20 protein-coding genes and 1 other RNA gene are annotated in these 23,563 nt (G+C 68.6%); 7 read left to right on the forward strand and 14 right to left on the reverse strand.

What is annotated here, in order from left to right; genetic code table 11:
- Window positions 1-123 precede the first annotated feature (123 nt).
- The 4 genes from AC1RL8_RS04220 to dnaX all read right to left on the reverse strand — a co-directional run bounded on the left by AC1RL8_RS04220 (window position 124) and on the right by dnaX (window position 3,420).
- The gene (locus tag AC1RL8_RS04220) at window positions 124-516 is read right to left on the reverse strand and encodes an MAPEG family protein (protein WP_062473118.1); all 393 of its coding nucleotides are present in this window, start codon (window positions 514-516) and stop codon (window positions 124-126) included.
- A gap of 51 nt (window positions 517-567) precedes the next feature.
- Window positions 568-1,158: a recombination mediator RecR gene (recR, locus tag AC1RL8_RS04225; RefSeq protein ID WP_062473120.1), complete on the reverse strand. Its 591-nt coding sequence runs from the start codon at window positions 1,156-1,158 to the stop codon at window positions 568-570.
- Window positions 1,159-1,165: 7 nt separating this feature from the next.
- Complete coding sequence (locus AC1RL8_RS04230) at window positions 1,166-1,498, reverse strand: YbaB/EbfC family nucleoid-associated protein (protein ID WP_007836669.1); 333 nt, start codon at window positions 1,496-1,498, stop codon at window positions 1,166-1,168.
- 74 nt (window positions 1,499-1,572) lie between these two features.
- Window positions 1,573-3,420 (reverse strand): DNA polymerase III subunit gamma/tau, encoded by a 1,848-nt coding sequence (gene dnaX / locus AC1RL8_RS04235; protein WP_492683990.1) that lies wholly within the window; start codon window positions 3,418-3,420, stop codon window positions 1,573-1,575.
- Between the two features lie 114 nt (window positions 3,421-3,534).
- On the opposite strand from dnaX, the gene ffs reads away from it, so the two are divergent.
- Both ffs and AC1RL8_RS04245 read left to right on the forward strand, forming a co-directional pair.
- Window positions 3,535-3,631: signal recognition particle sRNA small type (gene ffs / locus AC1RL8_RS04240), an RNA gene on the forward strand.
- A gap of 111 nt (window positions 3,632-3,742) precedes the next feature.
- Window positions 3,743-4,171: a GNAT family N-acetyltransferase gene (locus AC1RL8_RS04245; RefSeq protein WP_492683991.1), complete on the forward strand. Its 429-nt coding sequence runs from the start codon at window positions 3,743-3,745 to the stop codon at window positions 4,169-4,171.
- A 12-nt stretch (window positions 4,172-4,183) separates the two neighbouring features.
- On the opposite strand, the gene AC1RL8_RS04250 is transcribed toward AC1RL8_RS04245, so the two are convergent.
- From AC1RL8_RS04250 to AC1RL8_RS04260, 3 genes are read right to left on the reverse strand one after another with little or no spacing between them, the layout of a single operon-like run.
- Window positions 4,184-5,422, reverse strand: coding sequence for a TIGR03862 family flavoprotein (locus AC1RL8_RS04250; RefSeq protein ID WP_492683992.1), 1,239 nt, complete (start codon window positions 5,420-5,422; stop codon window positions 4,184-4,186).
- A complete protein-coding gene (locus AC1RL8_RS04255) occupies window positions 5,419-8,691 on the reverse strand; it encodes a UvrD-helicase domain-containing protein (protein ID WP_492683993.1) in 3,273 nt (1,090 codons plus the stop codon). The genes AC1RL8_RS04250 and AC1RL8_RS04255 overlap by 4 nt, the downstream gene beginning before the upstream one ends.
- A complete protein-coding gene (locus AC1RL8_RS04260) occupies window positions 8,688-11,243 on the reverse strand; it encodes a PD-(D/E)XK nuclease family protein (protein ID WP_492683994.1) in 2,556 nt (851 codons plus the stop codon). Before AC1RL8_RS04260 ends, AC1RL8_RS04255 begins: the two co-directional genes overlap by 4 nt.
- A gap of 160 nt (window positions 11,244-11,403) precedes the next feature.
- On the opposite strand from AC1RL8_RS04260, the gene trxA reads away from it, so the two are divergent.
- Window positions 11,404-11,736, forward strand: a complete 333-nt coding sequence (gene trxA / locus AC1RL8_RS04265; RefSeq protein ID WP_042578306.1) for a thioredoxin TrxA — start codon at window positions 11,404-11,406, stop codon at window positions 11,734-11,736.
- Window positions 11,737-11,918: 182 nt separating this feature from the next.
- Window positions 11,919-13,184, forward strand: a complete 1,266-nt coding sequence (gene rho / locus AC1RL8_RS04270) for a transcription termination factor Rho (RefSeq protein WP_062473130.1) — start codon at window positions 11,919-11,921, stop codon at window positions 13,182-13,184.
- Between the two features lie 54 nt (window positions 13,185-13,238).
- Here the strand turns inward: rho and AC1RL8_RS04275 are convergent, their stop codons facing one another.
- Window positions 13,239-14,306, reverse strand: a complete 1,068-nt coding sequence (locus AC1RL8_RS04275; protein ID WP_492683995.1) for an oxidoreductase — start codon at window positions 14,304-14,306, stop codon at window positions 13,239-13,241.
- Between the two features lie 197 nt (window positions 14,307-14,503).
- Between AC1RL8_RS04275 and AC1RL8_RS04280 the strand changes: the two genes are divergently transcribed.
- The 3 genes from AC1RL8_RS04280 (at window position 14,504) to AC1RL8_RS04290 (ending at window position 17,944) form a co-directional block, all read left to right on the forward strand.
- Window positions 14,504-14,764, forward strand: a complete 261-nt coding sequence (locus tag AC1RL8_RS04280) for a type B 50S ribosomal protein L31 (protein WP_056580149.1) — start codon at window positions 14,504-14,506, stop codon at window positions 14,762-14,764.
- Window positions 14,765-14,854: 90 nt separating this feature from the next.
- Window positions 14,855-16,582, forward strand: coding sequence for a hypothetical protein (locus AC1RL8_RS04285; RefSeq protein ID WP_492683996.1), 1,728 nt, complete (start codon window positions 14,855-14,857; stop codon window positions 16,580-16,582).
- 3 nt (window positions 16,583-16,585) lie between these two features.
- The gene (locus AC1RL8_RS04290) at window positions 16,586-17,944 is read left to right on the forward strand and encodes an MATE family efflux transporter (RefSeq protein WP_492683997.1); all 1,359 of its coding nucleotides are present in this window, start codon (window positions 16,586-16,588) and stop codon (window positions 17,942-17,944) included.
- A gap of 16 nt (window positions 17,945-17,960) precedes the next feature.
- On the opposite strand, the gene phoR is transcribed toward AC1RL8_RS04290, so the two are convergent.
- From phoR to pstC, 6 genes are read right to left on the reverse strand one after another with little or no spacing between them, the layout of a single operon-like run.
- The gene (gene phoR / locus AC1RL8_RS04295; RefSeq protein WP_487846756.1) at window positions 17,961-19,298 is read right to left on the reverse strand and encodes a phosphate regulon sensor histidine kinase PhoR; all 1,338 of its coding nucleotides are present in this window, start codon (window positions 19,296-19,298) and stop codon (window positions 17,961-17,963) included.
- Between the two features lie 44 nt (window positions 19,299-19,342).
- Complete coding sequence (gene phoB, locus AC1RL8_RS04300; RefSeq protein WP_062473140.1) at window positions 19,343-20,035, reverse strand: phosphate regulon transcriptional regulator PhoB; 693 nt, start codon at window positions 20,033-20,035, stop codon at window positions 19,343-19,345.
- 31 nt (window positions 20,036-20,066) lie between these two features.
- Entirely contained in the window at window positions 20,067-20,768 is a 702-nt protein-coding gene (gene phoU, locus AC1RL8_RS04305) for a phosphate signaling complex protein PhoU (protein WP_062473142.1), read from the reverse strand.
- 16 nt (window positions 20,769-20,784) lie between these two features.
- Complete coding sequence (gene pstB, locus AC1RL8_RS04310; protein WP_056580144.1) at window positions 20,785-21,570, reverse strand: phosphate ABC transporter ATP-binding protein PstB; 786 nt, start codon at window positions 21,568-21,570, stop codon at window positions 20,785-20,787.
- 17 nt (window positions 21,571-21,587) lie between these two features.
- Entirely contained in the window at window positions 21,588-22,472 is an 885-nt protein-coding gene (gene pstA / locus AC1RL8_RS04315) for a phosphate ABC transporter permease PstA (protein WP_095950235.1), read from the reverse strand.
- Window positions 22,469-23,551, reverse strand: coding sequence for a phosphate ABC transporter permease subunit PstC (pstC, locus tag AC1RL8_RS04320; protein WP_307586803.1), 1,083 nt, complete (start codon window positions 23,549-23,551; stop codon window positions 22,469-22,471). Before pstC ends, pstA begins: the two co-directional genes overlap by 4 nt.
- Window positions 23,552-23,563 lie beyond the last annotated feature (12 nt).

Below are 23,563 nucleotides of genomic sequence, written 5' to 3' on the forward strand. Positions count from 1 at the left end.
GCTCTGTGATTCTGGTGAACTGAATCGAGCTTAGGCGTGCGCCCTGTGGGCCTGCATCGGGGTCATCCCGTGCGGGTTTTCACGTAAGCACGAAGGCCTCCTGGAGAAGCCTTCGCCAAGGCGCTATCGCGCCAGAAAAAGTATCGCGATATTGACCAGGAACGCGAGTGCCCAGACCGCGCTGCGCGCGCTCGGCGCGCCGCGGATGTAGAGCGCGAGATAGATCACGCGCAGCACCACGTAGGCCACCGCGAGCATGTCGAGCCGCGCCTGCGCCACGCCGAGCTGGTGCGCGATGAGCACCGCGCCGATGAAGAACGGCAGGCCTTCGAAGCTGTTGGCCTGCGCGCTGTTGGCGCGTGCGCGCCAGCCGCTTTGCTTGGCGGCCCAGTCGCGCGGATGCATGTTGTCGCGCACGCCGAAGCTGCCCGCCTTCGCGATCCATGCCGCGAGGTACGGCAGGCCGCAGGCGATGAACACGCACCAGTAGGCGACGGTGAGCAAAGAGAAGGTCATGGTGACGACAACAAGAGGGAAGAACGAACGCGGCCTTGCACAGGCCGCGCGTCAGCGGCGATCGACCAGCGCGTGCGCGATCGTGCCGAGGTCGACGTACTCGAGCTCGCTGCCGGCCGGCACGCCGCGCGCCAGGCGCGTCACGGTGAGCCCGTGCTGCTTGAGCGCCTCGCCGATCACATGCGCCGTGGCCTCGCCTTCGGCGGTGAAGTTGGTCGCGAGGATGACCTCGCTCACCGTGCCGTCGCGTGCGCGGTCGAACAGCTTCTGCAGGCCGATGTCCTTCGGCCCGATGCCGTCGAGCGGACTGAGCTTGCCCATGAGCACGAAGTAGTAGCCGCGAAAGGCGCCCGTGCGTTCGAGCGCGGCCTGGTCGGCCGGCGTCTCGACCACGCACAGCTTGGTGCCGTCGCGCCGCGAGTCCATGCAGACATGGCAGATCGGCGCTTCGGTGAAGGTGTTGCACAGCTCGCAGTGCCGCACCTGGCCTGCCGCCTGCTGCAACGCGCGTGCGAGCAGCTGCGCGCCCTCGCGGTCGTGCTGCAGCAGATGGAACGCCATGCGCGAGGCCGACTTGACGCCGACACCGGGCAACCGGCGCAGCGCATCGACCAGCGCATCGAGCGAACTGGCGTCTGCCATGCCTCGCTTAGAACGGCAGCTTCATGCCGGGCGGGAGACCGGGCATGCCGGCCGTCAGCTTGCCCATCTTCTGCTCGCTGGTTTCCTCGGCCTTGCGCACGGCGGCGTTGAAGGCGGCAGCCACGAGGTCTTCGAGCATGTCCTTGTCGTCAGCCAGCAGGCTGGGGTCGATGGTGATGCGCTTGACGTCGTGCTTGCAGGTCATGACGACCTTGACGAGACCGGCGCCCGACTCGCCTTCGACCTCGATGTGCGCCAGTTCTTCCTGGGCCTTCTTGAGGTTGTCCTGCATTGCCTGCGCCTGCTTCATGAGGCCGGCCAGTTGTCCTTTGTTGAACATCGTTGGTCCTGTCTGTGATGGGTTGGTGATGGAAAGAATACGGGTCGAAAAATGCGGCGACTGCGGCGCCGGCTTCAGAGGGGCTTCAGCGATCCGGGCACGATCTTCGCATCGAAGTCGCGCATCAGCATCTGCACCTCGGGGTCGCTGCGGATGGCTTCCTCGGCCACCCGCTGGCGCTCGTCGGCCGCCTGCTTGTTGCGGCGCGCCGGGCTGTCGACCACGCCGCCGATCTCGATGGCCAGCCTCACATTGTGGCCGAGGCCCTGCAGCGCCGCCGTGAGCTTCTCGCGGCTGGACGGCTGGTTGAGGGTTTCACGCTCGATGCGCAGCATCCACTGGTCGGTGTCGCGCGCCACCAGCTGCGACTGCAGCGCAAGCTCGCGCGCCAGTGCCGCGACGCTTTCGGCGGCGACGAGCTGCATGACCGTGGCATGCCAGAAGTCGCCCTCTTCGCTCGGCGGGATCGGGGTGTAGGTGCTGCGCTGTTCTTCTTCGCGCGGCACGTCGCGCTGGCCGGGTGGTGGCTGCACGCGGATCGGCACGCCGACCACATGGGCCGCAGGCGCGTCGGACGCCTCCTGCGGGGCAGGCCGGGGCATGGGCTGGCGCTGCGGGGCATCGACCACCGCGAGCCGCTGGCCGGCTGGCGCGGGCTGCGCGGGAGGTTGCGAAGGCGCGGCGGTGGGTGCCGGATCGGGTACCGAAGGCCGGGAAACCGGGGGGGCTTCGCGCGCGGGAGCCCGCGGCGCGGTGCCGCCGGCGTCATTCAGAGTTTTTTTTTCCGTGGAGGCCGTCGAGGCGGCCGCGTGGGAGGGCTTGAAGGCCAGCAGCCGCAACAGCACCATGGTCAGCGCCGCGTACTCGTCGGGCGCCAGGCCCAGCTCGCCGCGCCCATGCAGGCACAGGCTGTACAGCAGCTGCGTTTCGTCGGCAGGCATCAGCGACGCCAGGCGCGCCGTGTCGGCCGCATCGGGGTCGGTGGCCGCGTCGGCCGATTCGGCGCGCGAGGGCACGGCCTGCAGCACGGCCATGGCCTGCAGCACCGCCGTCATTTCTTCGAGCGTGGACGCGGCGGACATGCCGTCGCGACGCAGCGCCTCGGAGGTGTCGACCACGGTCTTGCCGTCGCCTTGTGCGAGCGCCTCGATCAGGCGGAACACATGGCCGCGATCGACGCTGCCGAGCATCTGGCGCACGCCGGTCTCGAGCAGCTCGCCGTTGCCGAAGGCGATGGCCTGGTCGGTGAGCGAGAGCGCGTCGCGCATCGAGCCGCGCGCCGCGCGCGCCAGCAGGCGCAGCGCCTGCGGCTCGGCCGGCACCTGCTCGGTCTGCAGCACGCTGGTGAGGTGTTCGAGCACCGTCTCGGGCGCCATCGGCCGCAGGTTGAACTGCAGGCAGCGCGACAGCACCGTGACCGGCACCTTCTGCGGATCGGTCGTGGCCAGCACGAACTTGAGGTACTCGGGCGGCTCCTCGAGCGTCTTGAGCATCGCGTTGAACGCGGTGTTCGTGAGCATGTGCACTTCGTCGATCATGAAGACCTTGAAGCGCCCCTGCACCGGCTTGTAGACCGCCTGTTCGAGCAGCGACTGCACTTCGTCCACGCCGCGGTTGGAGGCCGCGTCGAGTTCGGTGTAGTCGACGAAGCGGCCCGAATCGATGTCCTGGCAGGCCTGGCACACGCCGCAGGGCGTGGCCGTGATGCCGCCCTGCCCGTCCGGGCCCTGGCAGTTGAGCGACTTGGCCAGGATGCGCGACACCGTGGTCTTGCCCACGCCCCGCGTCCCGGTGAACAGATAGGCGTGGTGCAGGCGCTGCGTCGTCAGCGCGTTTTCCAGCGCCTGGACCACATGCCCCTGACCGACCATCTCACCGAAGGTTTTCGGACGGAACTTGCGAGCGAGCACGAGATAAGACATTGCGGGCATTCTAAAAGGCGCGACGGGGGTCACTTCACGCTTGTTTCCCATCCGCCGTCGAAATGATTCACGCCCCGGCCAAGGGGGCAAATCCGCGCGGTTAGAATGCAGGCTGACGGGCCTCCCTGCATGGTGAAGTGGCCAACCGGGTCAGGTGGGGAACCAAGCAGCCCTAACTGCGTAGTCAGTGCCAGGGGTAAGGCTCGTCAACCTAACATCCAGAAGCCGTGAGTTCCTTTGCAGAGAACTTACGCGCCGTGTCCAGGGGTTACCGACCCCGGACACCTCAAATTCCCAGAACTTCGCGCAGCCATCCATGAACTTGGACATCCGGCCCGCCCGCATCAGCGATCTCGAAGCGTTGGTGCGCCTCGACACCGTGGCCGCACACAATGCGCGCCGCGCCGTGCAGATCAAAGGCTGGATCGAAGATCGCTTCTGCCATGTGATCGAGACGAATGGCGAGATCGCCGCCTACGGCGTCCTGCACCACCACTTCTTCGACTGCGGCTTCATCGAGATGCTCATGGTCGGCGAGCAATTTCGCCGCAAGCGGTTCGGCCTGCAACTCGTCGATCACTTCCAGTCGATCTGCGAACGACCCAAGCTCTTCACTTCCACGAACCGCTCCAACGCGGCGATGCACTCGCTACTGAAAGAAGCCGGGTTCAGGGAGAGCGGCCACATCGAGAACCTCGATGCGGACGACCCCGAGCAGGTGTTCTTCTGGCCGTGCGCGCGCTCACGCTGAGCGCGCCTTCCGTCAAAGACCCAGCCGCTGGATCGCGCCGCGCGCCGCAGCCGCGCCGCTGGCCATCGCCGCCGTGAGCAGGTAGCCGCCGGTCGGCGCTTCCCAATCGAGCATCTCCCCTGCCGCGAACACGCCGGGCAGCGCCGTCGCCATCAGGGCCGGATCGAGCGCATCGAAGCGCACGCCGCCCGCCGTGCTGATCGCCTCGTCGACCGGCCGCGTCGCGACCAGCTTCAGTGGCACCGCCTTGATGGTGGCCGCCAGCTGCACCGGGTCCTGCATCGCATCCTTGCTCAGCGCTTCGTGCAGCACGCCCGCCTTGATGCCCTCGATGCCGAGACGGCTCTTGAGGTGGCTGCTCAGCGAACGCGCGCCGCGCGGATGCTTCACCGCGGCGAGCACCTGTTCGGCGCTGCGGTCTGGCAGCAGGTCGAGCAGCAGCGTCGCACTGCCGTTCGCTGCAATCTCGTCGCGCAGCAGCGCCGACGCCGCGTAGACCAGGCTGCCTTCGATGCCGGTGGCCGTAGCAACGAACTCGCCCTTGCGCCCGAAGTGCCGCCCCTGGCTGTCGGTGAAAGCGATCGCGACCGACTTGAAGGGCTGCCCTGCAAAGCGGCTTGAAAAATGCTCGCTCCAGCCTGCGCCGTCGAAGCCGCAATTGGCCGGCAGCAACGGCGCCACCGCCACGCCTTGTGCCTGCAGCCACGGCGCCCATGCGCCGTCGGAGCCCAGGCGCGCCCAGCTCGCGCCGCCCAGGGCCAGCACCACGGCATCGGCCTTGGCGGTGACCTCGCCCGCCGGCGTCGCGAAGCGCAGCGCGTTCGCATCGAAGGCCGCGTCGCCCACCCAGCGATGCCGCATGTGGAACTGCACGCCCGCGGCGCGCAGGCGATGCAGCCAGGCGCGCAGCAAGGGCGCGGCCTTCATGTCGGTCGGGAACACGCGGCCCGAGGTGCCGACGAAGGTCTCGATGCCCAGCCCGGCCGCCCACTCGCGGGCCTGTTGCGGACCGAAAACCGCGAGCAACGGCTCGAGTTGCGCGCGGCGCTCGCCGAAGCGGGTCACGAACACCTCGAAGGGCTCCGAGTGCGTGAGGTTGAGGCCGCCGCGGCCGGCCAGCAAAAACTTGCGGCCCACCGAGGGCATCGCGTCGTACACGTGCACCTGCGCGCCGGACGCGCTCAGTACTTCGGCCGCCATCAGGCCGGCAGGTCCGCCGCCGATGACAGCGACGGTAGAAGAAACAGTCATTCGAGATTCACCAGTTCGCCCTGCCCGGTCAGGAACGCGGCGCGCACCGTGGCACCGGGGTAGGCATGTTGCACGGCAGCGCGGTAGCGCTGCATCTGTGCGATCAGGGCCGCGTCCCGTTCGGGGCGCGCGGCCGATTTGTAGTCGAGGATCCACCATGCGCCGGTGGCGCGCTCGCGCACCAGCCGGTCGATGCGCAAGGTATCGCCCTCGTGGACCAGCGTGACTTCATTGCCATGCCAGTCGATGCTGCGATCGTCCCACACCCAGGCACCGGCACCCGCGCGGATGCGCTGGGCCAGCGCCGCGGCGCCACGTGCCTGCTGCGGATCGAGCATGAATTCGCGCGCGGCCGCCCGCACATGGGCCGGTGGCAAGGCTTCGCCGGGCACCGCCCATTCGAGCAGCCGGTGCATGGCCTGGCCGAACGCGGCGGCGCGCGCGTCGACCGTGGCGTCTTGTGCCTTTTTCTTTTCGGGCGGCGCACCGATTGCAGCCACGAGCGGTGCGGGCAGGCGCTTCATCGCGAAGGTGCTCACCCCGGTCTCGCCGGTGGCAGAGGCCTCGATCAGCGGCTCGTCGGCCTCGGTCGGCTCGCACAGCGGCTCCAGCCGCGCCCACCAGCTGCCCTCGTTGGCGCGCGACGGCTTCACCGACGACAGCACCAGCCGCTCGCGCGCCCGCGTGGTCGCCACGTAGAGCCCGTTGAGTTCTTCGCGGTGGCGCGCGCGCTGCTCCTCCTCGAGCAGCGCGGCGGCGCAGGCCGGCGGGGTCTTCTCGCTGGCCAGGAACACGAAGCGCGTGGGCGCGCTGTCGCTGCCCTTCCACTCGACCAGCACGCCCATGGTCTGCGCGCGCGGCGGCGGGGCATCGCAGTCGAGCATCAGCACGGTGTCGGCTTCGAGGCCCTTGGCACCGTGCACGGTCAGCAGCTGCACCGCCTCGGGCGCGGCCACGGTGGGCGCACGCACGCCGCCCGCGCGCAAGGCCCGCACCAGGGCATAAGGCGTCGCGAAGCGCGCACCGTCGATGTCGAGCGAGGCAGCGACCAGCCCGCGCAGGTTGGCCAGCGCACTCTGGCGCAAGGCCGCCGGCACCGCGGCGCCGAACTTCGCGAGCACGTCGCCGTCGTGAAAGATCGCGTCCAGTGCGTCGTGCGGCGGCATCGCCATCAGCCAGCGCTGCCAGCGGCGCAACTGCACGCCCGCCTCGGTCAGCACGGTCGGCAGGCCTTCGCCCTTCTGGATCAGCGAGAACCAGCTGGCCACCGGCGTCTCGCGCTGGCAGCGCGCCAGTTGCACCAGCGTGTCGTCGTCGATGCCGAACAGCGGCGACTTGAGTGCACGCGCCAGCGACAGGTCGTGCGCGGGCGACACCAGCGCGTCGAGCAGCGCGACCACGTCCTGCACCTCGGGCGCGTCGTTCAGGTCGTTCTTCTCGGGCTGCTGCACGGGAATGTGGCGGCGGCGCAGCGCATCCTGCATGGCCGACAAGCGGCTGCGGCGGCGCGCCAGCACCATGATCTGGCGCGGCGGCGTGCCGTCGGCGATGCGCTGCGCGACCCAGCGCGCAGCCTGCTCGCATTCCTTCTGCAGCAGCTGTTCTTCGGGCAGCACGCGCGGCATGACGAGGCTGTCGCGCCAGTGCAGCATGCCGTCGTCGGCCGGCGCGGCGGCCACCGTGGTGTCGAGCGCGTCGCGGTCGATGGCGGGCAGCTTCAGCAGCTCGCCGTCGTCGCCGCGCTCGGTGGTGTGGGCGCGGTAGCCGTCGAACTCGCCGGCCGCCTGCGCGGCCAGCATCGCGCTGTTGACGAGGCCCACCACGGCACGCGCGTTGCGGTGCGTGTGGTCGCAGTTGAGCAGTTCGCCGCCGAGCCCTTCGCGCACGAACTTCTTGGCGGCGATGAACACCTGCGGCTCGGCGCGGCGGAAGCGGTAGATGCTCTGCTTGGGGTCGCCCACGATGAACACGCGCGGCGCACTGCCGCCCGCGCCCGTGTAGGCGCTGAGCCATCCGTAGAGTGCCTGCCACTGCAGTGGGTTGGTGTCCTGGAACTCGTCGATCAGCAGGTGCGCGACGCGCGCGTCAAGTCGCTCCTGCACCCAGCCCGACAGCGCCGACTGGCCCAAGAGCAGCTGCGCGGCCTGCTCGACGTCGTTCATGTCGACCCAGCCGTGCGCGCGCTTGACCTCGCCGAAGGCGGTGATCAGCAGGCGCGTGAGCCGTGTCATGCGCTGCTGGTACAGCCATGCCGCGTGCTGGGCCTGCGCGGCGCACAGCAGCTGCAGTTCGGTCTCGGCCTCTTGCGCGGCAGGGAATTTCTGCAGGTTCTTGGTAAGCCGGTCTTCACTGGCAACGAAGAAGGTCTTGCGCAGCACGGCGAGCGCATCGGCCAGCGTTTCGGGTGCGGGCTCGCCCGTGCCGAACACGTCGATGATGGCTTCGGCCGCCTTCTGCGGTGTCTTGTTGGCCTCGCGGCCGAGGGCGGCGGCGCGGTCGAGCCAGCGGCGGCGCACGGCCTCGCCGCGCAGCGCGTCGGTCGGCACCTCCAGCCCCTGCAGGGCCGGGTACAGCACGTCGAACGGCGTCACGGCATCCTGGGGATCGGACAGCGAGAACTCGACCCGCTTCGACAGCGCCTCGCCCAGCGCCTTCGCCGTCTGCGAGCGGCCGTGCGTGGCGACGACGGCGTAGTAGTCGGCCAGCGCGCGCGCATCGCCGGTCACGGCCTCGAAGAACGGACGCCAGGTGTGGTTGCGCGCCTCGGCATCGTCTTCGAGCAGCTCGTAGTTCGCGGGCAGCCCCAGCTCGCGCAGCACGGCGAGCGGCGCGTTGCGCAGCAGGCCCGCGAACCATGCGTGGAAGGTGCGGAACTGCACCGGGCGCCCACCTTCGAGCAGGCGCCGGTAGAGCCCCTGCAGGCGCGGCACGGCCGCCTGCGCGGCCTCGGGGGTCATGCCGCGCATCACGAGCTCGCGTTGCGACGCGGCCGGATCGAGCTCGGCGAACAGCGCGAGCCACTGGTCGAGCCGCTCGCGCATTTCGCCGGCGGCCTTCTTGGTGAAGGTGATGGCCAGGATCTCGTGCGGCTCGCAGGCTGAATCGCCCTCTTCGAGCAGCGCGCGCACGATGCGCGACACCAGCATCCAGGTCTTGCCGGCGCCCGCACAGGCTTCGACCGCGACCGAGCGCCGCGGATCGCAGGCGACGGTGTAGAAGGCCTCGCGCGCGACGTGCCGGCCGTTGTGTTCGTAGGCAGCGCCGTTCATGGCGTGACCTCCCAGAAATCCTTGCGGCACAGGCCGCGTGCGGCGCAGAAATCGCAGACGCTGCCCTCGCCCAGCGGCGGCAGCGGCGCGCCCTGCGCGATGCGTGCGAAGTCGTCGATGATGCCGGCGACCAGCGCATCGCGCGCCTCGACCACGGCGGGCTGCTCGACGGTCTGCGTGCCGGACGACTTCTCGCCCACGTTGACGTAGGCCGCACGCAAGGTGTCATCGGCCACCAGCGCGGCATAGAAAGCGAGCTGCGTGTCCTCGGTCGGGTCCTTCACGCGCTCCTTGGTGACGGAGGCGGTCTCGGTCTTGTAGTCGATCACGAAGGGCTGGCCGTCGGCCGTGCGATCGACTCGGTCGAGCCGGCCGACCAGCCGCAGGGTGCCCAGGGGCTGCTCCTTCCACGGCTCGGCCTCGACGAAGACCGCCCCGTCTGCTTCATGTTTCGCGAGCCATTCGAGATACCCGTCGCGCACCGCCGGCCACGCCGCGGCGAACGGCAGGAACTCGGCATCGGAGTAGCCGAGCGTCTGCGTGACATCGCGCGCGGTGTCGGCGAGCAGCGTGGCGCGCACTTGCGCATCGCTTGTCGGCGCGTCGCGCAGGGTCTCGTGAAACTGGCCGAGCACCGCGTGCAGCCAGTTGCCGAAGTCGCGCTTGTCGACCTCGGCATCGAGCTCGTCGGCGGTGCGCAGGCCCAACTGGCGCAGCGCGAAGAAGCGATAGGGACAGCGGCGCAGGTCTTCGTAGACGCTGGTCGACACATTCGTGAGCGGCAGCAGCGCGCCCGAGGGCGTGGGCCGCAGGGTCGGCGTGACGGCGACGTCGCGCGGCGTGCGCGGATCGACGCCCGACTGCAATGCGTGCGCGAGCTGCAGGGCCTGCACCAGCGGGCTCGGGCGCACGGGCTCGCCGCTGGCGTCGGAATGGCGCCAGACCAGGTCGCAGTTCGGGTTGCGCGTGGCCATGGCCCAGGCCGCGCGCTGTGCGGCCTCCAGCACCTCGCGCGAGGCCAGCCCCAGGTCGAGGCGCTGCGCCGCGCTCCAGTTGCCCGGCGGCTCGGGCGACGCGGGCATGCGGCGGTCGTCGCAGCCGGGAATGACGACGGCGCCGAAGACGCGGCCCAGCAGCTGGTACATCGGCAGCACGGAGACCTTGGGCGCCTCGTCGCCGGCGGGCGGCACGAAGCTGGCGTCTTCGAGCACGTCACGCGCCCAGGCCGTGAACTCGGCCAGGCTGTGGCGCCCGCCGGGGAACTCGTCTTCCTCGCCGTGCGCGTCAGCATCGAGCCAGAGGGCGGCGATCACCTTGGCGCCCGCAAAGTCGGCGGCGAGCGCGTCCCACTGCTCGCCGGCCGTCAACAGCTCGCGCAGCGCGCGGTGCCAGTCGGCCAGGGAGCGCGCGCGCGCCATCGGGGCGCGGCGGGTTTCGATGGTGGCGGTGAAGGCGCGCAGGCCTTCGTCCTGCGGCTTGTCGCTGCGCGCGATCAACGCGCACCAGGCCTGCCAGTCGCGCACGCCTTCGCGCCGCAAGCGCATTTCGAGCGACTGCACGGCGAACACATCGACCTCAGCGCCGCTCTTGAGCCACTCGAGCACCTGGTCGGTGGCGGCGTCGTGTGCGCAGGCACGCAGTGCGCTCATCAGCGTGGCGGCGGCGCGCGTGGTGGAGAGCTTCCAGCCGGTTTCGTCGTGCGTGACGATGCCCTGGGTGCTCAGCTGCGCGCTGATGCGGCGGGTGAGCGCGCGGTCGGTGGCGACGAGCGCGACGGGCGCGCGGCCCTCGGCCAGGTGCTGCAGCACGCAGGCGGCGGCCAGCTGGGCCTCGTCCTCGGGGTCGAGCGCCACGTGCGCGTGGGCCGCAGACGGCGGGGCGTCGGCGGGCACGAGCGGGATGCGGATCGCGCGGTCACCCCACAGCGCGCACAAGGCCTGCGTCAGCGGATCGGTCTGGAAGCCTTCGAGCACGATCAGCGCATCGACCTGGGTGCGCGCCGCGTCGCGCAGCAGCACGTCGGTTGCATAGCCCGAGTTCGCGGCCCAGGCCACGGCGACGCGGATCAGCGCGCTCTCGATGCGGAACCACTCCGACTCGCTGCCGGCATCGGCCACCTTGGACGCCCCCTGGGCCCAGTCGCTGCCGCGCACCTCAGGCGCCACGGCGGATGCCAGCGGCGCCAGCTGGTAGGCCAGCTCGACCACGCGCCCCGCGAGCGCGAAGCGTTCGGCCTGGAAGCCCGACTGCGCGAGCAGGCCCTGCGCCGTGACCAGGTCGCGCGCCATGTCGAAGGCGATGTCGTAGCCGGACGGCAGGAAGCCGCCCGCGCTGCGCGCCCAGTTGTGCGTGGTCTCGAAGCGCGGCACGAAGCCCGGGCTGCCGCAGCGCGCCCACATGCCGCGCGCAACCGCCATCAGTTGCGCGTACGGCACCAGCACCACGGTGCGCGCCGCATGCAGCTGGCGCTCGTCGAGCGCGCGCACGATCCGCGCGACGACGCCGTCGGCGGGATCGCACCACAGGGCCTGGACGGGGTGGCCTTCGTTCATGTTCTATCGAGGGGGTTGAGGGGGTCGGCGGCAGGGCCGCAAAGGGCTTTGGCTATCGCCGCCATAGCCGGGCCGCATGGCACGTCACCCCTTGGTTTCTGTCACAATGACCAGCACTTTAGCTGCACCGAAACTCTCTCTGCGCACAAGGACACATCACATGGCCAGCGAACTGATCAAACACATCTCCGATTCTTCCTTCGAGGCCGACGTGCTCAAGTCCAGCCAGCCGGTTCTGGTCGACTACTGGGCCGAATGGTGCGGTCCCTGCAAGATGATCGCCCCGATCCTGGACGAAGTCTCGGCCACCTACGAAGGCAAGCTGCAGATCGCCAAGCTCAACGTCGACGAGAACCGCGACATCCCCGCCAAGTTCGGCATTCGCGGCATCCCCACGCTGATGCTGTTCAAGGACGGCCAGCTGGCCGCCACCAAGGTCGGCGCCATGAGCAAGGCGCAACTCACGGCCTTCATCGACCAGCAACTCGCCTGATGCATTTCTTCCGGCCAGCGCGCAATGCGTTGGCCGGGGCGATTTTCCTGTCATAATCGCCCTCAGTTCACCGGGCCTTTCATCAGGCAACCGGTTCGAGTTCCCCGGTTCGTGAGGCAGTTCTTGCCCCACATCAAACCTCCCCCCGTTCCCGATTCGATTACCCCTCCAGGGGTCGTTCCATGCACTTAAACGAACTCAAGGCACTCCACGTGTCTGAAGTCTTCAAGCAGGCTGAGGCGCTTGAGATCGAAAACATCGGCCGCATGCGCAAGCAAGAGCTGATGTTCGCGATCATCAAGAAGCGCGCCAAGGCCGGCGAACAGGTCTTCGCCGACGGTGTGCTCGAAATCCTGCCCGACGGCTTCGGCTTCCTGCGCAGCCCGGACACCAGCTTCACGGCCAGCACCGACGACATCTACATCTCACCCAGCCAGGTGCGGCGCTTCAACCTGCACACCGGCGACATGATCGAAGGTGAAGTGCGCACGCCCAAGGACGGCGAGCGCTACTTCGCACTGACCAAGCTGGACAAGGTCAACGACGGCGCACCCGAAGCCAACAAGCACAAGGTGATGTTCGAGAACCTGACGCCGCTGTTCCCCAAGGAACAGATGAAGCTGGAACGCGAAGGCGTCAAGGGCGAAGAGAACCTCACCGGCCGCATCATCGACATCATCGCCCCCATCGGCAAAGGCCAGCGCGCCCTGCTCGTGGCGCCGCCCAAGAGCGGCAAGACCGTGATGATGCAGCACATCGCCCACGCGATCAGCGCCAACTACCCCGACGTCCACATGATGGTGCTGCTCGTGGACGAGCGCCCTGAAGAAGTGACCGAAATGCAGCGCACGGTGAAGGGCGAAGTCATCGCTTCGACCTTCGACGAGCCCGCAGCGCGCCACGTGCACGTCGCCGAAATGGTGATCGAGCGCGCCAAGCGCCTGGTCGAACTCAAGAAGGACGTGGTGATCCTGCTGGACTCGATCACGCGTCTGGCCCGCGCCTACAACAACGTCGTGCCCTCGTCGGGCAAGGTGCTGACCGGTGGTGTCGACTCCAACGCGCTGCAGCGTCCCAAGCGCTTCCTGGGCGCCGCGCGCAACGTGGAAGAAGGCGGCTCGCTGACCATCATCGGCACCGCGCTGATCGACACCGGCAGCCGCATGGACGAAGTGATCTTCGAAGAGTTCAAGGGCACCGGCAACTCCGAAATCCACCTGGACCGCCGCCTGTACGAAAAGCGCGTGTTCCCCTCGATCCAGCTCAACCGCAGCGGCACGCGCCGCGAAGAACTGCTGCTGGCCCCCGAGATCCTGCAGAAGACCCGCATCCTGCGCCAGCTCATGTACAACATGGACGAGATCGAGTCGATGGAGCTGATGCTCAAGAACATGAAGGCGACCAAGACCAATGTCGAGTTCTTCGACATGATGCGTCGCGGCGGCTGAGCTTCAGGCTCTTCCGCAAAAGCGCGTTGGCCCTCACGGGTCAACGCGCTTTTTTCATGGGCGCTCGATGTGGATGGCGCGGCCTTCGGCTGCGCTCTGGCGGCCGATGTCGAGCAGCTCCATCAGCGCGACGGCCTGCGCGGGTGGCACGGGATTGGGCCCCTTGCCGAGGATCGCATCGCGGACCGCCGCGTAGTAGGCGACGTAGTTGCCGGCCTGCGTCGGCACCGCGCGAAAGTGCGGCGCGCCGTCGCTGCCGACCAGCGTGAGTTCGCCATCGAGCGGATCGGCGCCCCACCCTTCGGCTGGCGGTCGCTGGCCGGCGCGCAGCGCGTCTTCCTGCGGATCGACGCCATGCTTGACGTAGCTGCCGCGCGTGCCGTGCACGATGTAGCGCGGCGCGGCATGGGCCGCGAGCGTGGTGGCGTGCAGCACCACGCGCAGCGGTGCATGGGGACCGCTTTCGTAGCGCAGCACGGCGTGGAAATAGTCCTCGACCCGTGCGCCATCGCGCAAGGCGGCCGTGTCGAGCTGCAGCGTGTCAGGCCGGCCGAAAAGCTGCACGGCCTGGTCGAGCAGGTGCGAACCCAGGTCCACCCACAGGCCCGCGCCCGGCACAGGTTGCTCCCGCCAGCGCTCGCGAACCTCGGGACGGAAGCGGTCGAAATGCGACTCCAGATACACCGGGCGCCCCAGATCGCCAGACGCCAGGACCTGCTGGAGCGTCAGGAAATCGGCGTCGAAGCGCCGGTTCTGGTAGACCGAGAGCACGCGATTGTTGCGATTTGACAACAACTCGAGCTCCCGCGCCTCGGCCACGTCGAGCGTGAAGGGCTTGTCGACCACCACGTGCTTGCCCGCCTCCAGCGCCGCTTTGGCCACGGGATGATGCTGGGCATTGGGCGTCGCCACCACCACGAGGTCGATGTCCGCCCGGGCCACCAGCGCCGCCACGTCGGGCACCACGGCCACGCTGGGCCAGTCGGCATGCACCTTGTGCGGCTGCGAGCTCGCCACGGCCGCCAGTTCGAGTCCCGGAACGGCCGAGAGCACCGGCGCGTGGAAGGTCTGGCCGGCGAAACCATAGCCGACAAGGCCGGCGCGAAGGGGTGTAGAAGTCATGGGAGGGCCCGGTTTGCTCGCAATTGGGGCAGTATGCGATAATCATGGGCTCCGCGAAAAGTGCGGCTGGGCACGTCGCCCGGCTTCCTTGGCCTTCACTTCACGTCAAGACCTCAGGGCGGCGCGCCAGATTGCTGGCACGCTGGTGGCTCTCGCATCGACCGCGCATTGATTCCAACAGCGCAAAAGGAAACACCATGGCAAAAGAAGGCATCCACCCGAATTACCGCGAAGTTCTGTTCGTCGACATGTCGAACGGCTTCAAGTTCGTGACCCGTTCGTGCGCGAACACCAAGGAAATGGGTAAGACCGACGACGGCCGCGAGCTGCCCCTGTTCAAGCTCGACACCACGAGCGAATCGCACCCCTTCTACACCGGCACGCAAAAGTCGGTGGACAACATGGGTGGTCGCGTCGAGAAGTTCCGCAACCGCTTCGGCAAGACCGCTGCCAAGTAATCAGGCACGCGCTCTGGCGTCGAGGGCAGCCCGGTTTACCGCGCTGCCCTTTTTCTTTCCAATCACCCCTTCGCCTCTTCCGCCTCGCCCTTGAACCAGCCGACCCCCGCGATCGTTGCCCAGAATGCCGTACGCCGGCTGCCGCGCGTCGCGTTGCTGCTGCTGTGCGCGGCCTACCTGCTGCCGGGCCTGCTCGGCCGGGGCCCCTGGAAGAGCGCCGACATCACGGCCTTCGGCTACATGGCCGAACTGGCCCGCAGCACCGAGGGGATCGCCCGCTGGTTCGATCCGCTGCTGCTGGGCATGCGCCCCGAGACCCCCGCGCTGATCCCCTACTGGATCGGCGCCTGGGCGATCCAGCTTGCCCCCTCGTGGGTCAACCCCGACCTGGCCGTGCGCTTCGTGTTCGCGCTGATGCTGTGGGGCACCTTCACCGCGACCTGGTACGCCGTCTACTACCTGGCCCGCACCCCGCGCGCCCAGCCCGTGGCCTTTGCCTTCGGCGGCGAGGCGCGCCCCACCGACTACGCCCGCGCCATCGCCGATGGCGGCCTGCTGGCGCTGATCGCCTCGCTGGGCCTGGCCCAGCTGGGGCATGAAACCACGCCCGCGCTGGCGCAGCTGTACTTCGCCTCGCACCTGTTCTACGGCGTCGCCGCGCTGCCCTACCGCCGCGTCGGCCCGGTGATCGCGCTCGTGGTCGGCACCCTCGGCATGACGCTGAGCGGCGGTCCGACGGTCGGCCTCGCACTGGCGATCGGCAGCGCCGTGTACATGGTCTACGAACGCCGCCAACGCGCCGCCCGCGAAGCGGAAGGCCGCAGCGACGACGAGAGCCCCGGCTTCACCCTGCCCGCCCTGCTGACCATGGTCGGCATCACCGTGCTGGCCGCTGCGCTGGTCTTCGGCCTGGGCCTGGCGCAATGGAAGATCACGCTGGGCCACTCGCTGCTGTCCGACGTGCGCAGCCAGGCCAAGCTGCTGCTGTGGTTCACCTGGCCGGTCTGGCCGCTCGCCATCTGGACGCTCTGGCGCTGGCGCCGCCAGTGGCTCGAGCGCCACGTCGCGCTGCCGCTGTGGTTCGCGCTGGTGCCGCTCGCCGCCACCTGGACCACCGACTTCTCCGACCGCTCCCTGTTGCTGGCCCTGCCCGCCTTCGCCACGCTAGCGGCCTTCGCGCTGCCGACCTTCCGGCGCAGCGCGGCCGCGCTGATCGACTGGTTCAACGTGCTGTTCTTCAGCGGCCTGGCCGTGCTCGGCTGGATGTACTGGATTGCCATGCTGACCGGCGCGCCGCGCAAGCCGGCCGCCAGCGTGGCGCGGCTGGTGCCGGGCTTCGTGGCCGAGTTCTCGCCGGTCGCCTTCGTGCTCGCCCTGGCCGCCACGCTGGCCTGGTGCTGGCTGGTGCGCTGGCGCACCGGGCGCCATCGCGCCGCGCTCTGGAAGACGCTGGTGCTGCCGGCCGGCGGCACCGCGCTGTGCTGGATGCTGCTGATGACGCTGTGGCTGCCGTCCATCGACTACGCACGCAGCTACGTCCCGCAGGTGCGCGCCGTGACCGAGCGCATCGGCCACCCGCGCTGCGTTGCCGAGCTGGCGCTGAGCCGGCCGCACGTCGCGGCGCTGCGCCACCACGGCAACCTCAACCTGCAGCCGCTGCTGCTGGGCAACGACTGCCCGTGGCTGCTCGTGAGCCCCGACACCATCGAGCGGCTGCACACCATCATCCCGCTGGAACAGTGGCGCTTCAGCGGCACCCTGCGCCGTCCCAGCAGCCCCGCGGACGACCTGCTGCTCTACGAAAAGATCGTGCGCTGACCCGTGAGCAGCAGCACGCACGGGAACGAACGGGGACTCATCGCACGGCACGCCGGCACGGTGCTGATCGGCCAGCTGGCCGTGATGGCCTTCGGCGTGGCCGACACCATCATCGCGGGCCGTTACTCCGAAGGCGCGCTGGCCGCGCTGTCGGTGGGCGCCGCCATCTTCGTCAGCGTGTATGTCTCGCTGATGGGCGTGCTGCAGGCGCTGCTGCCGGTGTGGGCCGAACTGCACGGCGCCAACCGGGGCAGCGAGATCGGCCGCTCGGTGCGCCAGTCGCTCTACCTCGCAGCCATCGCCGTCGTGGTCGGCATGACCGTGCTGCTGCTGCCCGGCGCCGCGCTGCGCTGGACGCAGGTGCCCGCCGACATGCGTGGCGAGGTCGAGGCCTATCTCGCGGTGCTGGCCTTCGCGCTGGCGCCCGCCCTGCTCTTTCGCCTCTTCAGCACGCTGAACCAGAGCCTGGGCAAGCCCAAGCTCGTGACCTGGCTGCAGCTGGCCTCGCTGCTCGTGAAGCTGCCGCTGTCGGTCTGGCTCACCTTCGGCGGCGCCGGCCTGCCGGCGATGGGACTGGTGGGCTGCGCCTGGGCCACGCTGTGCGTGAACTGGGCCATGCTCGGCTGCGCGGTCTGGCTGCTGCGCCACGGCGCGTTCTACCGCGGCTACCAGCTGTGGGAACGCATCGAGGCGCCCGACTGGCGCCAGATCCGCCTGTTCGCGCGGCTGGGCGTGCCCGGCGGCCTCGCGGTGCTGGTGGAAGTGACGTCGTTCACGCTGATGGCACTCTTCATCGCGCGCCTGGGCACCGCGGCAGCGGCCGCGCACCAGATCGCCTCGAACCTGCTGGCCGTGGCCTACATGACGCCGCTGTCGCTCGCCATCGCGACGAGCGCACGCGTGAGCTTCTGGCTTGGCGCCGGCGACACCGCCCGGGCACGCCATGCCTGCCGGCTGGGCTTCGAGCTCACCGCGCTGTTCGCCCTGCTCTATGCCGGCGCGATGGCCGTGTTCCGCACGCAGCTCGCCAACGTGTACTCCGACAACCCGGCCGTGATCGCGATGGCAGCGGCGCTGCTGACCACGGTGGCGCTGTATCACATCGCCGATGCGTTCCAGACGCTGTGCGTCTTCGTGCTGCGCTGCTACCGCGTGACGCTGGCGCCGCTGGTCATCTACTGCGCGATGCTCTGGGGCATGGGCCTGGGCGGCAGCTACCTGCTGGCCTACCGCGGCCTGGGGCCATGGCCGGCCATGCAGTCGCCGCTGGCTTTCTGGCTCATGAGCGCCGCGGCGCTGGCGCTCACCGCGCTGTTGTTCGTCGCGCTGCTGCGCTGGACGATGAAGGCGCGCGCCCGCTGAGGGCCACGCGGCTCGCTTACTTGCTCATCACGCGCGCTTCGCGCACGCGCGTCGCCGGGAACAGCAGCGCGAAGCGGCTGCCCTTGCCCACCGTGCTTTCGATGCGCAGCTCGGTGCCGTGGCGCTGCGCGATGTGCTTCACGATCGCCAGCCCCAGTCCCGTGCCGCCGGTCTCGCGCGAGCGGCTGCGGTCGATGCGATAGAAGCGCTCGGTGAGCCGCGGAATGTGTTCGGCGGCAATGCCCGGGCCGGTGTCCCGCACGGCGTACTCGCCGCGCCCGTCGGGCAGCACCCGCCAGGTCACGACCACCTCGCCGCCGCCCGGCGTGTAGCGGATGGCGTTGCTCACGAGGTTCGACATCGCGCTCTGCAGCTCGGTCGGCGCGCCCGACAGCTCGGACTCGGCCTCGGACGTGAACGTGAGCCGGTGTCCCTGCGGCGTGAGCCGGCCCGACAGGCCGCGCCCTTCGTCCTCGCACTGCGCCAGCAGCGCGCGCATGCGCACCCATTGGTTGCCCGACGGCGCCGCACTGCCCTCCAGCCGCGACAGCGTCAGCAGGTCGTTCACCAGCGTTTCCATGCGGTGCGACTGCTGCCCCATCAGCGACAGGTAGCGCGTGCGTTCGTCGGCATCCAGCGGCAAGTTCTGCAGCGTCTCGACAAAGCCGGCCAGCACCGTGAGCGGCGTGCGGATCTCGTGCGACACGTTGGCCACGAAGTCGCGCCGCATCGCCTCGGCCTGCTCCAGTGCCGTGATGTCGCGCGTGAGCAGCATGCGCCGGTTGCCGGCGTAGGGATGCACCTGCACCGACAGCCGCACCGGATGGCCGCGATGCTGTGCATGCACGAGGCCGGGCGCGTCGATGACGACGTCGCGGCTGTAGTTCCACGAGGCCAGGTAGGCCACGAACGCCGGGTCGCGCACGAGGTTCGCCAGGTGCTGCAGCAGGTCGCGCTCGGCATCGATGCCGAACTGCCCCGCCGCCGTCTGGTTGCACCACTCGATTCGGCCCTGCTCGTCGAGCAGCACCACGCCGTTGGGCGAGGCCTGGATCGCGGCCAGGAACTCTTGCAGCCGGTCTTCGGCCTGCCGGGTCTGTTGTTCGCGGTCGCGCAGCAGCTTGCGGATGCGCTCCGAAAGCTCGCCCCACACGCCCGGCCCGCGCGACGGCAGACCGGCCGCGTCGTTGCGCAGCACGCGCAGCAGGCGTTCGGCGCGCCAGGCATCGAAGCCCAGCCAGAGCACCGCGCCCAGCCAGGCACCCAGCCAACCGTACTTCCAGCCAAAAAGGCCGACAGCGCCCGCCGCAATTACAAGGGACGCTATTAAAAAAGTAGCAATACGAAAAGGCATGGCGGGCGATTATCCGCGCCCGCCGCCGAGGCTCACGGCGCTGCTCACACCGTGACTTGGGCCGTCAGCCGGTAACCCGCTCCGCGAACGGTTTCCACCATCGGCGCGGCCACGCCCAGCGACTCACGCAAGCGCTTGACGTGCACGTCGACCGTGCGTTCCTCGATGTAGACGTGGTCGCCCCACACCTTGTCCAGCAGCTGCGCACGGCTGTGCACGCGCTCGGCATGCTGCATCAGGTAGGCCAGCAGCTTGAACTCGGTCGGGCCGACCTTCAGCGCCCCGCCCTGCCACGTCACGCGGTGGGTGGAGGTGTCGAGGGCCAGTTCGCCGATCTCGACGCGCTCGGTCACCACCTCGGGGGCGCGGCGGCGCAGCACGGCACGGATGCGCGCCAGCATTTCCTGGGTGGAGAACGGCTTGGTGATGTAGTCGTCGGCCCCGGCGTCGAGGCCGGCGACCTTGTCAGGCTCGTCGCCGCGCGCCGTGAGCATCAGGATCGGGATGGCCTTGGTGCGCGGGTCTTTGCGCCACTGGCGCGCGAGCTGCAGGCCGCTCTGGCCCGGCAGCATCCAGTCGAGCAGGATCAGGTCCGGCAGGAAGGCGTCGATTTCGCGCTGGGCGGCGGCGCCGTCTTCGGACCAGATCGGCTCGAAGCCGTTGTGGCGCAGGTTGACGGCGATCAGCTCGGCGATCGAGGATTCGTCTTCGACGATCAGGACTCTTGGTTTCTTCATGCGTTATGGGGAGTCTTTGCGGCGACGGTCGTCACTGCAATGCCGACTCGATTTCCTCCATCGAAGTGTGCCGCACATCGGCGCCCTTGACGATGTAGATGATGAACTCGGCGATGTTCTTGGCGTGGTCGCCGATGCGTTCGATGGCCTTGGCCAGGAACAGCAGGTCCAGGCTGGCGGAGATGGTGCGCGGGTCTTCCATCATGTAGGTGACCAGCTTGCGCACGAAGCCGTCGAACTCCTTGTCGATGAGGTCGTCGTCCTTGAGGATCGACAGCGCGGCGGCCGTGTCCAGGCGCGCGAAGGCGTCCAGCGCGGTGCGCAGCAGGTTCGAGGCCAGGTCGGCGGCAATGCGCAGCTCGGTGGTGGGCAGCTGGCGGGCCGATCCGCTCTCGATGATCGACTTGACCATGCGCGCGATCTTGTTGGCCTCGTCGCCCACGCGCTCCAGGTTGGCGGTGGTCTTGCTGATAGCGATCAAGAGGCGCAGGTCGCGTGCCGTGGGCTGGCGACGGGCGATGATCGACGACAGCTCGCGGTCGATCTCGATCTCCATCGCGTTGACGCGGTGCTCGGTCTCCATCACGCGGTCGGCGGCTTCGGCGTCGAACTGCAGCAGGGCGTACACGGCCTGGTGGATCTGCGACTCGACCATGCCGCCGAGCTCCATCACGCGCGACGAGACGCCGTTGAGTTCGCTGTCGAACTGGCTGGAAAGGTGTTTCTCGGTCATGGTGTTTCCTTTGACTTCAACCGAAGCGGCCGGTGATGTAGTCCTCGGTCTCCTTGCGCTGCGGCTTGAAGAACATCTGTTCGGTGGCACCGAACTCGATCAGGTCGCCGAGGTACATGTAGGCGGTGTAGTCGCTGCAGCGGGCGGCCTGCTGCATGTTGTGGGTCACGATGACCACGGTGTACTCGTTTTTCAGCTCGGCGATCAACTCTTCGATCTTGGCGGTCGAGATCGGGTCGAGTGCGGAGCAGGGTTCGTCGAGCAGCAGCACTTCGGGCTTGATCGCGATGCCGCGTGCGATGCACAGGCGCTGCTGCTGGCCGCCGGAGAGGCCCGAGCCGCTTTGCTGCAGCTTGTCGCGCACTTCGGTCCACAGGGCGGCCTTCTTCAGGGCCCACTCGACGCGGTCGTCCATCTCGCTGGCCGACAGATTTTCGAACAGCTTCACGCCGAAGGCGATGTTGTCGTAGATCGACATCGGGAACGGCGTGGGCTTCTGGAACACCATGCCGACCTTGGCGCGGATCAGCGCCACGTCCTGCTTGGACGTGAGCAGGTTCTCGCCGTCCAGCGCAATGGTGCCTTCGGCGCGCTGCTCGGGGTACAGCTCGAACATGCGGTTGAAGGTCCGCAGCAGGGTCGACTTGCCGCAGCCCGACGGGCCGATGAAGGCCGTGACCTTGTTCTCGGGGATCTCGAGGTTGATGCCCTTGAGCGCGTGGAACTTGCCGTAGTAGAAGTTCAGGTCCTTGACCGAGATCTTCGAGCGCGACGGTTGTTGTTGTGCGACGGTGTTTGGCATGTTGGCGCCTTCTTGATTTAGTGTTTGTTGCGCGTCAGCACGCGCGCCAGGATGTTGAGGGCAAGCACGGCGACGGTGATCAGGAACACACCGGCCCAGGCCAGTTGTTGCCAGTTCTCGTACGGGCTCATGGCGAACTTGAAGATCGTGACCGGCAGGCTGGCCATCGGCTGGCTCACGTCGGCGGTCCAGAACTGGTTGTTCAGCGCGGTGAAGAGCAGCGGCGCGGTTTCGCCGGCGATGCGAGCCACGGCCAGCAGCACGCCCGTGACCACACCGGCGCGCGCGGCGCGCAGCGTGATGCTGAGAATGACCTTCCACTTCGGCGTGCCCAGTGCGTAGGCCGCTTCGCGCAGGCCCGGCGGCACCAGCTGCAGCATGTTCTCGGTGGTGCGGATCACCACCGGAATCACGATGAGCGCCAGCGACAGTGCGCCGGCCAGGCCCGAGAAGGTCTTGAAGTAGGCCACCACCACGGCGTAGACGAACAGGCCGATCACGATCGAGGGCGCCGACAGCAGGATGTCGTTGACGAAGCGCGTGATCGAGGCCAGCAGGCCCTTGGGGTTGTACTCGGCCAGGTAGATGCCGGCCATGATGCCGATGGGCGTGCCCACGAAGGTCGCCAGCATCACCATCACGAACGAACCGAAGATGGCGTTGGCGATGCCGCCCGCCTCGTTCGGCGGCGGCGTCATCTCGGTGAAGGTGGCGAGCGCCAGGCCGCCCACGCCCTGGCGCAGCGTTTCCCAGAGGATCCACACGAGCCAGAACACGCCGAACGCCATCGCGGCGAGCGACAGCGTGAGGGCGATCTTGTTGACGCGGTTGCGCGCGGCGAACTTCGCCTGGCGCGTCTCTGCCAGTGTCTTGGCGTTGATCAGGTTTTGCGCGGTGCTCACGACTTGGTTCCTTCGCTCTTCTTCATCTGGGCCAGCAGCATCTTCGAGAGCGACAGCACGACGAAGGTGATGAAGAACAGCACGAGGCCGAGGTACATCAGCGCGGCCTGGTGCAGGCCCGCGCCGGCTTCGGCGAATTCATTGGCGAGGGCCGAGGTGATGCTGTTGGCCGCCTCGAACACCGACAGGGAGTTGAGCTGGTTCATGTTGCCGATCACGAACGTGACGGCCATGGTCTCGCCCAGTGCGCGGCCCAGGCCGAGCATGATGCCGCCGATCACGCCGGCCTTGGTGTAGGGCAGCACGACCTTGGAGACGACTTCCCAGGTGGTGGAGCCCAGCCCGTAGGCCGACTCCTTGAGCAGCGCGGGCGTCACTTCGAACACGTCGCGCATCACCGAGGCGATGAACGGAATGATCATGATGGCCAGGATGATGCCGGCCGACAGAATGCCGATGCCCACGGGCGGGCCGGACACCAGGGCACCGAGGTACGGCACGCCGGCCAGCAGCTTCTGTAGCGGCTGCTGCACCCAGGTGGAAAGAATGGGGCCGAAGACCAGCAGGCCCCACATGCCGTACACGATGGACGGCACGGCAGCCAGCAGTTCGATGGCGGTGCCCAGCGGGCGCTTGAGCCAGTTGGGCGAGAGTTCGGTCAGGAACAGCGCGATGCCGAAGCTCACCGGCACGGCGATCACCAGCGCGATGAACGAGGTGGCCAGCGTGCCGTAGATCATCACGAGGCCGCCGTACTCGTCCTTCACCGGGTCCCACACGCTGCTCGTGAGGAAGCCGAGGCCGTACTTCGAAATGGCGGGCCAGGCGCCGGCAACGAGCGACAACAGGATGCCGATCAGCATCGCGAGCGTCAGCAGCGCGGCGCCCTTGGCGGCCCAGCCGAAGAGGCGGTCGGCCATGGGGCCGGAACGGGCCGCCTTGACGGGCGGCGGAGGAGCGGCGGAGGTGCGCGCGCGCTCGGCCGCGAGGTCGAGGGAGGCGGCAGCAGGGAGGGTGGATGACACGGGTCGCTCCGGCAAAGACGAAAGCGGCGCGTCCTGGAGCGAAGAGTTGCTCATGGGCGCGCCGTC

Source organism: Variovorax sp. GW822-FHT04E09 (assembly GCF_058800845.1).

What these genes read in the sequence shown, in the direction of transcription:
- AC1RL8_RS04255 (WP_492683993.1), bottom strand. Translation starts at nt 8,691, where the DNA reads ATGAACGGCGCTGCCTACGAACACAACGGCCGGCACGTCGCGCGCGAG.
- phoR (WP_487846756.1), bottom strand. Translation starts at nt 19,298, where the DNA reads ATGCCTTTTCGTATTGCTACTTTTTTAATAGCGTCCCTTGTAATTGCG.
- phoU (WP_062473142.1), bottom strand. Translation starts at nt 20,768, where the DNA reads ATGACCGAGAAACACCTTTCCAGCCAGTTCGACAGCGAACTCAACGGC.
- AC1RL8_RS04250 (WP_492683992.1), bottom strand. Translation starts at nt 5,422, where the DNA reads ATGACTGTTTCTTCTACCGTCGCTGTCATCGGCGGCGGACCTGCCGGC.
- AC1RL8_RS04220 (WP_062473118.1), bottom strand. Translation starts at nt 516, where the DNA reads ATGACCTTCTCTTTGCTCACCGTCGCCTACTGGTGCGTGTTCATCGCC.
- rho (WP_062473130.1), top strand. Translation starts at nt 11,919, where the DNA reads ATGCACTTAAACGAACTCAAGGCACTCCACGTGTCTGAAGTCTTCAAG.
- pstC (WP_307586803.1), bottom strand. Translation starts at nt 23,551, where the DNA reads ATGAGCAACTCTTCGCTCCAGGACGCGCCGCTTTCGTCTTTGCCGGAG.
- pstB (WP_056580144.1), bottom strand. Translation starts at nt 21,570, where the DNA reads ATGCCAAACACCGTCGCACAACAACAACCGTCGCGCTCGAAGATCTCG.
- AC1RL8_RS04275 (WP_492683995.1), bottom strand. Translation starts at nt 14,306, where the DNA reads ATGACTTCTACACCCCTTCGCGCCGGCCTTGTCGGCTATGGTTTCGCC.
- dnaX (WP_492683990.1), bottom strand. Translation starts at nt 3,420, where the DNA reads ATGTCTTATCTCGTGCTCGCTCGCAAGTTCCGTCCGAAAACCTTCGGT.
- trxA (WP_042578306.1), top strand. Translation starts at nt 11,404, where the DNA reads ATGGCCAGCGAACTGATCAAACACATCTCCGATTCTTCCTTCGAGGCC.
- AC1RL8_RS04260 (WP_492683994.1), bottom strand. Translation starts at nt 11,243, where the DNA reads ATGAACGAAGGCCACCCCGTCCAGGCCCTGTGGTGCGATCCCGCCGAC.
- AC1RL8_RS04280 (WP_056580149.1), top strand. Translation starts at nt 14,504, where the DNA reads ATGGCAAAAGAAGGCATCCACCCGAATTACCGCGAAGTTCTGTTCGTC.
- AC1RL8_RS04230 (WP_007836669.1), bottom strand. Translation starts at nt 1,498, where the DNA reads ATGTTCAACAAAGGACAACTGGCCGGCCTCATGAAGCAGGCGCAGGCA.
- phoB (WP_062473140.1), bottom strand. Translation starts at nt 20,035, where the DNA reads ATGAAGAAACCAAGAGTCCTGATCGTCGAAGACGAATCCTCGATCGCC.
- recR (WP_062473120.1), bottom strand. Translation starts at nt 1,158, where the DNA reads ATGGCAGACGCCAGTTCGCTCGATGCGCTGGTCGATGCGCTGCGCCGG.